Origin of the sequence: Alteromonas portus (assembly GCF_005117025.1) — a bacterium.
GTDB lineage: Bacteria > Pseudomonadota > Gammaproteobacteria > Enterobacterales > Alteromonadaceae > Alteromonas > Alteromonas portus.
Window position 1 is genome coordinate 65,706 of record NZ_SWCO01000011.1, and the last position, 14,355, is coordinate 80,060.

At 43.9% G+C, this 14,355-nt stretch carries 12 protein-coding genes and 2 tRNA genes; 4 read left to right on the top strand and 10 right to left on the bottom strand.

Annotated elements, in window-relative coordinates; translation table 11 throughout:
• Positions 1–59: 59 nt before the first annotated feature.
• The 10 genes from ilvN to orn form a co-directional block, all read right to left on the bottom strand.
• Entirely contained in the window at positions 60–557 is a 498-nt protein-coding gene (gene ilvN / locus E5672_RS18055; RefSeq protein WP_014975513.1) for an acetolactate synthase small subunit, read from the bottom strand.
• Positions 557–2,275 carry an acetolactate synthase 3 large subunit gene (locus E5672_RS18060; RefSeq protein WP_136783545.1) on the bottom strand — a complete coding sequence of 573 codons (1,719 nt, stop codon included), beginning with the start codon at positions 2,273–2,275 and terminating at the stop codon, positions 557–559. The genes ilvN and E5672_RS18060 overlap by 1 nt, the downstream gene beginning before the upstream one ends.
• A gap of 270 nt (positions 2,276–2,545) precedes the next feature.
• The gene (locus E5672_RS18065) at positions 2,546–2,938 is read right to left on the bottom strand and encodes a MaoP family protein (protein ID WP_136783547.1); all 393 of its coding nucleotides are present in this window, start codon (positions 2,936–2,938) and stop codon (positions 2,546–2,548) included.
• A 217-nt stretch (positions 2,939–3,155) separates the two neighbouring features.
• Positions 3,156–3,617: a hotdog fold domain-containing protein gene (locus tag E5672_RS18070; protein WP_136783548.1), complete on the bottom strand. Its 462-nt coding sequence runs from the start codon at positions 3,615–3,617 to the stop codon at positions 3,156–3,158.
• 147 nt (positions 3,618–3,764) lie between these two features.
• The gene (locus tag E5672_RS18075) at positions 3,765–5,333 is read right to left on the bottom strand and encodes a tetratricopeptide repeat-containing sulfotransferase family protein (protein ID WP_136783550.1); all 1,569 of its coding nucleotides are present in this window, start codon (positions 5,331–5,333) and stop codon (positions 3,765–3,767) included.
• Positions 5,334–5,425: 92 nt separating this feature from the next.
• Positions 5,426–7,897, bottom strand: a complete 2,472-nt coding sequence (locus tag E5672_RS18080) for a TonB-dependent receptor (protein WP_136783552.1) — start codon at positions 7,895–7,897, stop codon at positions 5,426–5,428.
• 468 nt (positions 7,898–8,365) lie between these two features.
• Entirely contained in the window at positions 8,366–9,151 is a 786-nt protein-coding gene (locus E5672_RS18085; RefSeq protein WP_136783553.1) for a hypothetical protein, read from the bottom strand.
• A 398-nt stretch (positions 9,152–9,549) separates the two neighbouring features.
• Positions 9,550–9,625 (bottom strand) — tRNA-Gly (locus tag E5672_RS18090).
• A gap of 53 nt (positions 9,626–9,678) precedes the next feature.
• Positions 9,679–9,754 (bottom strand) — tRNA-Gly (locus E5672_RS18095).
• 101 nt (positions 9,755–9,855) lie between these two features.
• Entirely contained in the window at positions 9,856–10,401 is a 546-nt protein-coding gene (gene orn, locus E5672_RS18100) for an oligoribonuclease (RefSeq protein ID WP_136783555.1), read from the bottom strand.
• An 87-nt stretch (positions 10,402–10,488) separates the two neighbouring features.
• On the opposite strand from orn, the gene rsgA reads away from it, so the two are divergent.
• The 4 genes from rsgA (at position 10,489) to E5672_RS18120 (ending at position 14,332) form a co-directional block, all read left to right on the top strand.
• Entirely contained in the window at positions 10,489–11,532 is a 1,044-nt protein-coding gene (gene rsgA, locus E5672_RS18105; RefSeq protein ID WP_136783557.1) for a small ribosomal subunit biogenesis GTPase RsgA, read from the top strand.
• 248 nt (positions 11,533–11,780) lie between these two features.
• Positions 11,781–12,728, top strand: coding sequence for an archaetidylserine decarboxylase (gene asd, locus E5672_RS18110; protein ID WP_136783558.1), 948 nt, complete (start codon positions 11,781–11,783; stop codon positions 12,726–12,728).
• 3 nt (positions 12,729–12,731) lie between these two features.
• A complete protein-coding gene (locus E5672_RS18115; RefSeq protein ID WP_136783559.1) occupies positions 12,732–13,607 on the top strand; it encodes a DMT family transporter in 876 nt (291 codons plus the stop codon).
• 32 nt (positions 13,608–13,639) lie between these two features.
• Positions 13,640–14,332: a glycerophosphodiester phosphodiesterase gene (locus tag E5672_RS18120; protein WP_136783703.1), complete on the top strand. Its 693-nt coding sequence runs from the start codon at positions 13,640–13,642 to the stop codon at positions 14,330–14,332.
• Positions 14,333–14,355: the final 23 nt, after the last annotated feature.

A 14,355-nucleotide genomic window follows, 5' to 3' on the forward strand; every position in this document is an offset into this window, starting at 1 on the left:
AAGGCTGTCTAATGACAGCCTTTTGAAAAAACGCTTTGCGCGAAAATTCAGAGCATCGTTTAAGGACGAAGCGCCCTGTCACCTCGTGCAAGCCCACACACACCGGTGCGCGATGATTCAATAATTTCAGCACACTGCCCCATAGTCGTGGCAAATGCATCCAGCTTATCTGTGGTACCCGTAATTTCAATGGTGTAATTGTTTACGTTCACATCCACAATACGCGCACGGAAAATATCAGAGTTCCGCTTCACTTCAGCACGCACCGACTCTGTGCGAGTCGCGACTTTAATCAGCATAAGCTCGCGTTCAATGTGCGTACCTTCAGTAAGATCTACTACTTTTAGCACATCAATAAGCTTGTTAACTTGCTTAGTAATTTGCTCTATAACTTTGTCGTCGCCGTGAGTGATAATCGTTAGACGCGAAAGGCTCGCGTCGTCAGTCGGTGCCACACACAGTGAATCAACGTTATAACCACGTTGGGAAAATACACCAACGATACGAGATAGTGCGCCAGGGGCGTTTTCCATTAATACAGAGATAATACGTTTCATCAGGTTCGCTCCGTCTTGCTTAAGCGCATGTCATCCATTGCGCCAAACTTAATTTGCATTGGATATACGTGTTCGTTTTGGTCTACTGCTATGTCCATAAACACTAAGCGATCTGTGTAGCTGAAACATTTCTCCATTGCTGCGTCTAGCTCGTCGAGCTTATCTACTTTTATACCTACGTGTCCGTAAGCTTCCGCCAACTTCACAAAGTCAGGCATTGAATCCATATACGAATGTGAGTGACGCCCTTTGTAAATCATATCCTGCCATTGACGAACCATACCAAGAGCACGGTTATTCAATGAGATAATCTTAATAGGCAGGTTGTACTGCAAGCAGGTAGATAGCTCTTGAATATTCATTTGAATACTACCATCACCGGTTACCACTACAGACGTAGAGCCTGGGTGCGCAAATTGTACGCCCATTGCAGCCGGTAAACCAAAGCCCATGGTGCCAAGGCCACCTGAGTTAATCCACTGACGCGGTTTATCATACGGATAATAAAGCGCAGCAAACATTTGGTGCTGTCCTACGTCAGAACTTACGTAGGCTTTACCATCGGTGTGCTTGTACAAGGCTTCAATAACGCGCTGAGGCTTAATAACTTCTTCGCCTTGTGCGTAATTCAAGCACTCGCGAGAACGCCATGTTTCAATTTGCTGCCACCAGTCGGTGAGCTTTTCGCTCTGGCCTGATAAATCTTTCTTATTAACCTGGCTTAAAATTTGATCAAGTACTTTATCTACCGAACCTACCACAGGAATGTGAGCATTTACGGTTTTAGAAATTGATGCTGGGTCAATATCAACGTGAATAATATCTGCATGAGGGCAGAACTTATCAACGTTATTGGTAACACGGTCATCGAAACGTGCACCTAGTGCAATGATGCAGTCGGCATTATGCATGGTCTTGTTCGCTTCAAGCGTACCGTGCATACCTAGCATGCCGATAAATTGCTTGTGTGTACCCGGCATAGCACCAAGGCCCATTAGCGTACAAGTTACCGGTGCATTAAGCTTCTCGGCTAACTCAATAACTTTTGCTGACGCCTCGCAAGCTACTGCGCCACCACCTACATACAGTACTGGACGCTCCGCTTTAAGTAGCGACTCAACTGCCTTTTTAACCTGTTTAGGATGGCCTTTTTCTGTTGGGTTATAAGAACGCATGGTCACGTCAGTTGGGAACACGTACGGGTGCTCTTCTGCTACGTTCACAATATCTTTTGGTAAATCTACAACCACCGGGCCAGGACGCCCTGTGTTTGCAATATAATAGGCTTTAGCAATCGCTTCTGGAATATCTACCGCGCGCTTAACCAAAAAGCTGTGCTTAACGATAGGACGGGAACACCCTACCATATCAGTTTCTTGGAATGCGTCTTCACCAATGTGCTTGGAAGGCACCTGTCCCGATAAAATTACCATCGGGATAGAGTCCATGTACGCAGTAGCAATACCTGTAATAGTATTCGTAGCGCCTGGACCTGATGTGACGAGCACTGTGCCGGTTTTGCCAGTTGAACGTGCATAACCATCCGCCATATGGGCGGCTGCCTGTTCATGACGTACGAGGACGTGTTTGACATCATCTTGCGCAAATAACGCATCATAAATGTCTAATACGGCACCACCTGGGTAACCGAACACGTGTGTCACTCCTACATCTTTTAGCGCTTCAACCACCATGGCTGCGCCCGACATCATTTTCACAGTGCTTTTCTCCTGTAATGGGTTGGGGGGTTTGTCAGCGTACGTTGACGATGCCCCGACTATAACTAAGGTAATAGGAAGATAAAACACCAAATTGCGTAAAAGTGAGATATATATCCCAATATTCGTAATAATTAGGATAAATATTTCGACTTAAGTGCAAAATTGACAGGAAATAGGATATTTATTTACACAAAATTAACAGCCAGAACAATATAAGCGCAGAGCGTAAATTTTATGCATTTATCCCCTTTGCGAACATAAAGGCGATTAATCATCGAGGTCGATATCAAGGTCGCTGTTATCGCTTATATCATCATCATCGTCAACATCTTGTGTAGCAGCGCGCTTAGAGCCGTAAATGCTAGCAGTTTTTGGTCTATTAATTCGCGCTTGGTATTTCAACCACGCTTTTTCCTGAGGTGTTGCAGGTTCACGGTGCCCGAGAGCAGACTCTAGATAAGCTTGTTCTTCGTCATTTTCCGGCGTGATCTTTCCGTCAACCAGTGCGGCAAACAAGCTACCATGGGCTTGAAGAAGTTTACTTTCATTGATTGAGAAATCTCCGGAACGGGCAAAACCGTAAGGGTAATTTTTCTTATCTGCGAAAGGTTTTCTAGTGACTTGTTCTTTTGTGATTACAGACATCTTAACCTCTTTCATCGTGGCTTCTTAACATGGTTTATTAAGAGAACCACCACTTAATTGTTAAATGAAATAGACTTCCGATATAGCGCCTCAATCGCTTACCAGTCTATTCTTAGATGTGTTTTCGAATGCTGTCAATCAGAAATACTCCTGTAGCAAAAACTTAATATTGTGCCAGTAACTAGACATAAAAAAAGGCCGCAAAAGCGACCTTCAGATAGCACGACATTTTTTAGCGTTTTTCGCTTACCCAAACCGTAATGATACCATCTACGACCACGGTCTCTTGGGCGTTGTACGCCTTAACAGAAATAGGTAAATCACCCGGCTTCCAAGCATCAGCTGGTACTTCAGCGACACAACGAATGTCTGAATCGGCCTTTGCTGGATACTTTACTTCCATGCCTTTTGGGATCCATCTCAAGTTTTTAGGTATCGATGCTTCACACATAAAGCCCATGGCCATTTCTAACCCGTTGCAAATCGCGATAACGTGAACCGTACCAATGTGGTTTTCAACCCCTTTACGCTTTTTAATGAGCACTTCACAATAGTTAGGTTTAATGTCAGTAATAAGCGGGGAAACGGTAGAAAAGTAAGGCGCTCTGCGCGCTGAATACCAGCTAAACAGTTTTTTGCCGAAAGGTAGTTTTAAGAATTTATTATAAGTATTGAGTACGTAGTTCTTTGACATAATTGTTCACGCCGATTTTTTAGAAATAACTAATTCAGCTGCACAGTGCTAGTACACTGTCGCCCTGCCTATCTGGTTAGACCAGTACAGATAACGTTAACATAATCGTTACGTTTAACGGTTGCAAATGAATCTGCGTTTTTTCCATTAAATAATACCTAATGACTTCTGCAGCGCTTCAGTTTGCGAAGCGTAGCGTTTCCAGCGACCTATTGAGCGAGTATTTATTGGCTCTCTTACCTGAACCTTACTTGCTGTTGATACGGGAAGCTTGTTGTTTTCGACCTGTAGGCACTGCTCTTCCCAAGGCAAGTTACAGAATGCCAATAGCTCTTTTACTTCGGTATCCGGATGCTGAGCAAGTTGCTCGTATGATTGCAGCCGAATTGCATGTGGATATACGTCAGCAAATTTTCTTACCCATTTTTCGAAACTTTGATAAAGCTGTCCAATAACATCAAGATCATAAGCATAGGCGTAGTAAGGACTGTGAATGGAAAATAACTGTCTAAAATTGCCTATACAAGTATCCATAGGGTTGCGCAGCAAACACACAATTTTTGCATTAGGCAAAGCTTGCCGAATTAAGTCGATATAAAAGAAATTAAACGGAAGCTTATCAACTAAATGTTTTGAATCTTGTCGAAGGAAAGCCGTTCGCTGAAGATAGCGCTCTCCAATCGTTCCTAAATCACTTTCATATGCCCGTTCAATGGTAGGCGTATCCAGCACAAGTTGACTACTAGTTTGAGTTACCTCTTTAACAGCAACGCCAAAATCTTGCAGTTCACCTCCAGAAGCAACCAACGAGTGATGACTTAGAATGCGCTCAACCAGCGTTGTGCCACTGCGCGGCATACCAACTACAAAAATTGGCGCGTCGCTTGAAGATACACTGCTTGCGTATACTTTAGGCTTCGACGATATCTGCAAATTTTTGTGCAAAGTAGTAAATATCGCTTGGTAGTCTTTCAATGTATTTTTACTGCGCGCTTTCTGGGGCATTTTCGCATGGCATAGCGCGTCAAAAGCACGTGAGTAATCACCTAATGCTTCGTATTCTTTCGCTAGGGCATGACCTACATGTAGACGCGCTTCTGGGTTTACTTTTACCTTTTCAACCAGAGGCTCAAGTCGCGCTAAATGATTATCTTCCGCCGACACACCGCCAAGATCAGATAGGGCAAAATGCGCCTGAAAAAAATGAGGTTCGCTATTTATGGCTTGCTCAAAGTGCTTTCTTGCTAGTTCAAATTTCCCTGCAAACTTGCAGCTTACTGCATAATTGTAATGGTACTGTGGATTCGCGGGCGCTAGCATAAGCGCCTTTTCAAAATAGGCGATAGCCTTTTCATGTAGGCCGACTCGAGATAACGAAACGCCAACCGTATCTAAGTCGAGGGCACGAGTTAGGCTATCTACTGGCGCACACGATACAAACTCAAGCGCTTGCTGCATATCGCCTTTTAGTGCAAAACATTTCGCTAAATAGGCAAAAGTAATTGGACGTTTTTCTATCTCGTTAGACTTAGTTAACAAGGCAATTGCCTTTTCTATTTGGCCAATTTCAATATGAATAATGCCAAGTAAAAAATAGGCGTGAGCATGTGGCCCGTGTTGTTGGATAACTTCAACGCAACAGCGGTGTGCTTGCTTAAAATCTCGTTGTGTTAAGAACCTAACGGCATCGTCTAAGCGAGTTTGGCTTGTATTCATTGTTTATCTGTATTTAAACCGTTATTAAACAAAAGAGGCGCTTACACGTTAAGCGTAAGCGCCCCATATTGTATCGTACAGCAGTAACTATACTACATGCCAAATTGATACTTAAACATCAAGCCTACAGTACGCGGCGTTAGCACATAGTGACCATAGTTTCGCTGTATCTCAGTACCATTAGGTTCCAAGGTATCGTTAAATTGCCCAAGACCAATATCACCTACGTTACGACGTGTTGAAGTGAACGCATACTTATCGAATAAGTTATCGATATATAACGTTACCGACCAGTCTTCATCTGAAATTGTCGCGTTCAAATTACTTACTGCATAGCCAGGTAACGCTTCACCATCTTGACGTAGACCAACAGTAGTGTACACATCACTTTGTGCAGTGATACCGTAGTTTACGTTTAGCATTTTGTCGTCAAATACTTCTTGGCTGTATGTAATACCGAACGAGAACTGATGCTCAGCAGTTCCTGGTAAGCGGTCTCCATCTTTACCATCGTAAAAGTCTTGAAGCTCTGTACCTTGCTCATCGAACACACCAAACAAGAACGGAGCATCGGCTGTTAACTCTGCTTTTGTATAAGCGTAGGTTGCATAAGTTGTAATATTGTCGCCAATAATACCGCGTACCGAAAATTCTGCGCCCTTAGATGCTGCACCTTCTGCATTAACAATGATAGGTTGCTGACCATTGATTGTAGCCCCAGATACCTGTGGGTCCTGCCAATCTACGTAGAATAGTGCTGTATTTAATTGAAGCTTATTTCTAAAGAAACTGGTTTTAACGCCTAGCTCGTAGTTAGTTGTAGTATCTGCCTCGAAGAGTTGCTCTTCCGACGTTGCACAAACAATCTGATTATTCAAATCATCAACGTTATCTGGACAAGCAGCAACGCCGTTTGCACCACCAATTCTAAAGCCTTCACTGACGGTCAAGTAACCCATAGTATTAGCGGTAAACTGATAGCTAGTATTGAATTTAAGTAACGTACCGCTATCGTCAGCTTCCGTCTCACCATAATCTAATACAATAGAGTCTGATGCCCTACCTTCAAACACTGAGTAGTAAAGTGGCAAGTCTACTGCCGAGCGTGAATATACCTCGTACTCATATGCTCGAAGCCCAAGAGTGACATCCCAATCATCAGTTAACTCGTAAGATAGTTCACCGAATAGCGCTTTTTCAGTCACTTCGCTTTCGTCTACTGAAAAGTATTCAAGGGAGTCAGGACGGTAGTTACCCTCTACGCCCCACACCTCAATAGCATACACATCAAAATTAGGCGTGAATTCTTTACTACTACCTTCACTGTCTAAGTCGTAATAAAAACCGCCGACAATCCAAGAAAGAGGACCGTCCATTTGTGACACTAAGCGAAGTTCTTGTGTAAAGACTTCGCGTTCAGACTCTTCTTCGGTGTAAGACGAGAATGCTGGAAATTCTTCGTAGCTATAGTCTAAGCGAATCAGCAAGTCGGTTTGGTCGCGCTGGCCATTAGCTTCAAAATTAGACAACCCCGTTGCAGACACTAATTCAGCGAAGCCTAGGTCAGCACTCACTTCTAAGCTCAATAGTTCGTCTTCTTTTTCCCGTGGCTCTTCATAGCGGTACGCTGACTCGTACTTTCCAATAATTTCGCTCAAAGGGTTGTCAGCTGAAAGCGCGTCATAATGGGTAATAGAGCGACCTTCAACGTCTTGCTTTTGGTAGAAGTAAGTCAAGGTACTGTCGAACCAATCGTTCGGTGCCCAGCGCACTGCAATACGACCGGTTAGCGTATCTTCGCCATTGGCATCTTCAACCTGCTTTAAGTTGCTATTTACTTCTTCTTCGTTAGACCAGTCTGGGTCAGGCAGTGACACACCGCCTTCCCTTACTACATAGTTATAGTCAAGGAAGCCAGGGTTGTTGAAATAGTTTAATGACGCACGTACCGCTAATTCACCATCAATAATAGGTGCGTTAAAGACAATGCTGCTTTCTCCGCCTAGAGAATCGCTTTCGCTGATGCTGAACACATCACCTGTGACTTCCCCAGACATAAACTCTAAGTCTACTTTCTTCGGAAGATAGCGAATAGCACCACCTAAAGTTCCGGCCCCATAAAGCGTACCTTGCGGACCAATAAGAACTTCAACCCGATCCACATCAACAAGACGCATATTAAGAAAGAGAGGAATGTCACCAAAATAAGTGGCTACCGTGCCTCCGTTAGAGCCAGGGCCTGACGAGTTAGTATTTAGGCCGCGAACAATAATTGGAGAGTCATTTCTTCCGCCCTGATCAGTCACAGTAAGGCCAGGCACCCAACGGGCTACGCCGTCAAGATCTTCAATATTCTGTTGGTCCAAAACGTCTGACGTTAGCGCAGAAATATTAATTGGTACTTCTTGTAACGTGCCACTTCTGCGAGTTGCAGTTACCTCTACTTTTTCGATTTGTTTTTCGTCTACAGCGACCGTTTGAGCATAGACGCCTGGGCTTGAGCAAGCGGCTAACACTGCACCTGCTACGGCAGAAATATGGAAAGGAGCATTCTTAATCTGCATGTTCTCTCTCTTAAAATGGATATTGCTAAAAAGTCACTAGCCCGTTCCATTGGAAAAACAGAGTCCTTCTGAATTAAGCGTTTCTAGCGTGAATTAGGTAAATATGCGCACCGGCTCGTTATTGGTAGCGTTATTATTATTCGAAGCTATTCACTGAAAAGGGCCTAGAAGACTTTACTCAGCAGAATGTGTGCCGGAATTTGCGCGCATTCTAATATAAAACATGGCAAAAGCGATAGAAAAACAGGATATTTATTCATTTTAAGTGCAAAGAATCCCAACCTGTATAACGGCAATAGATAGACGCACTTAATAAGGCTTCACCTAAAAACCAAATTCCAATTAATAATTAGTAAGTTAAAGGCTTTTTCGCATAGCCCAAGCAAAACTGCACAACTTTGGTGCGCATGAGTTCGAATTAATACCCAGAATCAGAAAAGAGCACTGTGTAAACCAGCGACTTAAACGTCATTCCTTATTTACTCGCCGATTAATATAATCGTTAAAACGGCTGTTATCTCTACACTTTACGGTTCCTTGAACAGTTGGAGTGTTGGGTGAAGAAGGAAAATCACGATCCTCAATCGCTATACCCTTATTTTTACTGAGGGCGCTGAAGAACTTTCCTTTCAACGTGCTGCAATCAACGATTATTTCAATACTTTCGAGAAAATCTTCGTTTTCAGTATTGAAGGAGTTAGAAAGTTTTTGGCTTTTTTTCACATTTGAATGGGTTTTGTTTGAAGATAATTGATTGGCAATGTTTTGCAATCGTTGTGCGTTCAAACGATTGATATAGTTTTTCGTCGCATCTTGAATTCTCAGCCTGACATCTTTTGCCCTTAACAAAGGTTGTGCTGAAACTTCTTTTTCCAAAGGCGCTTGTGCCCCTTCAGATTCATTTTCCGGTCTACTAGCGATTGAGGGGGTTTCCTTCTTTTTTGCTTCTTTGAGTACAACACCACCCTCTACATCGGCATGAGTCTCATGTACTAATTTTGGCTTAGTCTCGGTTTTTTGCGGAATAGTTGGCGGCTGTAATAAAACTGCTTTTAATAAAAGTGGAGGCAAAGGTTGCTGACCAGCAGGTTTGTTAGCGGTGGTGAATGCCAACGCTAGTAACAATCCCCCATTAATACCAAGTGAAAGCAAAAGTGCACGAAGCGCAGAAGAACTAGGCAGGCGTATTTGAGCGAAACAGTGCCATTCAAGCCCATATCTATTAACTCTTCCTTCTACCATTGATGCATCCATCCATAAAAGCACCTAGTAGTTGAGCACTAATAAACCAGAAAGTTCAGATAGCTTTCACGTAGAAAATAACAGTGACTATGGAATATGAATTCGGGTGGAAGAGAGTTTAAATTTTCGTGTTATCTGGAAAATTTGGACTTTCGTGATGTTTGAAAATTTGGAGCGGGAAACAGATTTGTTCTCGTTGTGAAGCAATGGCCGACACTCGGTCGCGGGCCCACCAAGGGGTCGCACTTAAAAACTAGATAAGTTTTAATTTTTGAGGTGTCTGAAAAATTTGGAGCGGGAAACAGATTTGAACTCGTTGCGAAGCAATGGCCGACACTCGGTCGCGGACCCTTTAAGGGGTCGCATCAATACATCTGCTAATGTTTAGATTTTCGTGATGTTTGAAAATTTGGAGCGGGAAACGAGATTCGAACTCGCGACCCCGACCTTGGCAAGGTCGTGCTCTACCAACTGAGCTATTCCCGCATAGAGTCGATGCTGTGCATCTTTTGATATCTGATTAGATTCAGATTTAAATTTGGAGCGGGAAACGAGATTCGAACTCGCGACCCCGACCTTGGCAAGGTCGTGCTCTACCAACTGAGCTATTCCCGCAACAAAAGAGGTACTTCGTTTGAAGTGGTGCGCATTTTACAAAAATTTTGGGGTAACGCAACCTTTAATTCTACTTTTTTTGCACCTCAATGTTTGAATGCCTAAATCGTAAACACTTTCTCTCGATAATAGCGCATTTCTTCAATAGACTCGCGAATATCATCTAGCGCTAGATGTACACCTTTCTTTTCGAAACCGTCTAAAACTTCAGGCTTCCAGCGGCGCGTTAGCTCTTTTATTGTACTTACATCAATATTTCTATAGTGGAAGTAAGCTTCAAGCTCGGGCATGTACTTAACCATGAATCGTCTGTCTTGCCCAATGGTGTTTCCACACAGTGGTGATTTACCTGCATCTACCCACTGCTCTAAAAAGGCAATAGTCTGCGCTGATGCTTCTTCTACGCTAACCTTACTCTCTCGGCAACGGGCAGTTAATCCACTTTCACCGTGAACTCGTGTGCACCACTCGTCCATATTGTCTAATACGTCATCACTTTGATGTACCGCTATTACAGGGCCTTCAGCCAAAATATTCAGCTGTGCATCGGTAACAATGGTCGCAATTTCCATTACTACACAGGTTTCAGGATCTAACCCTGTCATTTCCATGTCTATCCAAACAAGGTTACTGTCGTGTTTACTCATTACTTTCCTCTTTGCGCTACAGACATGGCAACCATGCCCTACAAACGGTATTATTGACCATAGTATACGTGAAACTAGAAAAGAATCGTGGCGAAAAAACCAAAACTTACACAACGACAGAAACGACAAGTGGCAGCTAACAGAAGCAAACGCTTGCGTGAAAAGCACGCCTCAAAGGGCGCGGCGAACCTAGATGAAAGCACGTTAGAAAGCGGCACGGTAATTGGCCGTTTTGGTAAACACGCCGATGTTGAAGACACAAACGGCGCAGTTTCTCGCTGCCACATTCGCCGCACGGTAGATTCTGTGGTGTGTGGCGACAAAGTGTTTTTCAGTAAAGGGGATGACGCCGAGTCGGGTGTAAGCGGAGTCATCGAAATTGTAAAAGACCGGCATTCTGTACTGACTCGCCCAGATTATTACGACGGCATTAAGCCCATCGCCGCGAATATCGACCGCATTATTGTGGTCAGCGCTATTTTACCTACCCTTTCACTGAATATTATCGACCGTTACCTGGTTGCCTGTGAAGACATAGGTATCACGCCGCTGATTGTCCTTAATAAAGTAGAATTGCTCAGTGAAGAAGAACGTACAGCCGTCACAGAGCAACTTAAAACCTACGAAAAATTAGGCTATGAAGTGCTGTTCACCAGCTGTAAAACCGGTGAAGGGATTAGCAAGCTCAATGAATACCTTAACGATAATATTAGCGTTTTCGTAGGGCAGTCGGGCGTAGGAAAATCGAGCCTTATTAACCAAGTTCTGCCAGACGCCGATGAATTAACCGGCGATATTTCAGATAACTCGGGACTAGGTCAACATACAACGACGGCGGCCAAATTGCTTCACTTACCGGCCGGCGGCGATTTAATTGATTCTCCAGGGGTACGAGAATTTGGCTTGTGGCACATTCCTACCGAGCGAATTACATGGGGCTTTGTTGAGTTCAGAGATTATTTAGGCGGCTGCAAATTTAGAGACTGCAAACATTTAAATGATCCAGGTTGCCTATTAAGAGAGGCAGTAGACGAAGGAAAGATTAGCGCAGAACGCTTCGATAGCTACCATCGAATTTTAACGACGATGGAAGAGCAGCGCCCTAGTCACAGTCAGCCACCCGGGGCATAACCTCGGACATTGGTTTTTAACCTCGCTGGAACGTCAAATCCATAAGAGCGACCTAAGAGGTACACGCACTGCTTACGTGTAATAGCTGTCGCTTAATCGGCGATTTATTATTTTGGTGTGAACCACGTGCTTATGCTTTTGTGTAAGCACTCATAACCCTAAAGTTGCTCTTAATACCACGACTTACTATACAATAACGCTATCTATGCGATGCGTTATTGCTTGCATAAAAGAAACGGAGATATTTTGTGTTAGATTGGCTTAAAGTTAATTTACAATACGTTACACCAAAGCACTTGCTTTCACGCCTTGTAGGCAAACTTGCAGAAGCAGAAATGGGTAGCGTTACGACATTTTTCATCAAGGCGTTTATTAAGCAATACAACGTTGATATGTCAGAAGCGCTGCACGAAGAACCAGAGCATTATAGAAGCTTTAATAAGTTCTTCACCCGCCCGCTTAAGCCTGAAGCGCGTACCATTGACGAAAACGACGACGTACTTATCCATGCTGTTGACGGTACGGTAAGTCAGTTTGGCGATATTCATAGCGACAGTATCTTTCAAGCCAAAGGTCACAACTTTAGCCTAACTACGTTGTTAGGTGGAAAGCCTGAAGTAGCAGCACCATTTAAAAATGGTAAATTTGCGACCATTTACCTTGCCCCTCGCGATTATCACAGAATTCATATGCCTGTTGAGGGCACACTTACTGATATGTTGTATGTGCCGGGCGAGCTGTTTTCAGTGAACCCGCTTACTGCGCAAAATATTCCAGGTCTTTTTGCACGTAATGAACGCGTTGTGGCGCTGTTCGACACGCCTGTAGGCAAAATGGCAATGGTGCTTGTGGGCGCTACCATTGTGGCAAGTATTGAGACAGTTTGGGCTGGCACGGTTACACCACCTGCGGGTAAAAACGTTCAGCACTGGTCTTATGAAAAAGACAGCGAAGCAGCGGTTTTCCTTGAAAAAGGTGCAGAGCTAGGCCGCTTTAAGCTAGGTTCGACCATTGTGGTGTGTTTCGAAAAAGACATGATTGATTTTGAAGACCTCGCCCCTGGTATGGTCACTCGTCTTGGTGAACCTATGGCGCTTAAATCAACTGCACAAGCTTCTGTTGAAGATACACCAGTTGCGGATGAACCAACCGGCGATGATAAAAGCGAGACTAAATCAGAGGGCGCTGACAGCTAGTTTATGGATGCTGTTAAAAAAAGCCTGATCTCACTTCATTTCACGGTAATTTTACTTGGTGGTACAGCCCTTTTCTCTCGGCTTGTACCACTTAGTGCCAGTGATATCACTTTCGTTCGTTCAGTATTTGCCTGCATAGCGTTATTTGCCTTTTTGAAGCTGGCAAACAACAAAATAAAGCTGAACTCCAAAAAAGACTACGGCGTTGCCTTAGGCTTGGGCGTGCTGATGGCGCTGCACTGGGTCACTTATTTTGCCGCCATGCAATATGCGGGAGTATCTGTGGGGATGATTGCCCTTTTTACCTTCCCCGTAATCACGGTGCTTATTGAGCCTTTTTTCGAAAAAGTGAGATTGGTTTGGCAGGATATCGTATCTACCCTTACCGTGGTCGTTGGTGTGTATTTAATAGTGCCTGAGACATCGCTGGAAAATGACATTACCCTTGGCGTTCTCATCGGTATCGCCTCCGCCATCCTGTATTCATTTAGAAACCTTATTCACCGCAAGCACTTTAAGCACTACAGCGGTGCGCAGGCTATGGCGTGGCAAACATTAGTTATCAGCATTTTGATGCTGCCTGTAGGCAGTGCAGAAATAGCGTCTGCGTCTTCTAGCTCTTGGCTAATGCTATTGCTTTTAGGCACCGTATTTACCGCACTTCCTCATGCGCTAATTGCTGCAAGCCTTCGACATCTTAGGGCAAAAACGTTTTCGCTTATTGCCTGCATGCAGCCTCTTTATGGCGTTTTCCTTGCTATTATTTTACTTAACGAAAAACCTGGTTTAAGTGCGTTGTTAGGTGGAATTCTTATTACCTCAGCGTCAGTTTATGAAACGCTCAACACGCATAAGTTGCATAATGCAAAAGACGATTAACGCGTGCTGTGATCTTTAAGGAAGAAATGTCTATGCTCATTTTTGCTCACCGAGGTGCCAGTAAAGCCGCCCCAGAAAATACAGTTAAGGCGTTTAAACTGGCTTTCGAGCAACACGCTGACGGCATTGAGTTTGATACCTATCAGCACGAAAGCGGCATTATTGTTTTTCACGATAGAACACTTACGCGCAGAGCACGGGAACCCGGCTATTTGCTTGACACATCGTGGCAATCGCTAAGAGGAATGAACATAGGTGATGAAGAGCGCATACCGACCCTGACTGAAACACTGAATTGTATGCCAAGTGATAAGTGGTGCAATATTGAGATAAAACACTTACGCGATGTAGATAGCTGGGTAAAAGACGTTAAAGCGGCGGTACAGCAAAGCGTTATTAATGCTGATAAGCTACTTATCTCTTCATTTAACCATCATTGGCTTAAGGCCATTGCGCTTAGGTGGCCTGAAGTGAAAATCGGCGCCTTGTCTGCAAGCTACGAGCTTGACTGCACGGCTAGCGCGCGAGCGCTTAATGCTTATTCTGTAAACATTGCGTTAGACGCCGTTGATAAACAGTTTGTTCAAACTGCACAGCAAGACGGATTTGACGTATTTGTTTATACCGTGGATGAGCCTACAGACATGCTAATGCTTAAAGCGTGGGGTGTGAAAGGCATATTTACTAATGTGCCAGATATTGCCCTTAAAGTGCTATCAAGTTAGGCATTGACCTGCAATGCGCAAAG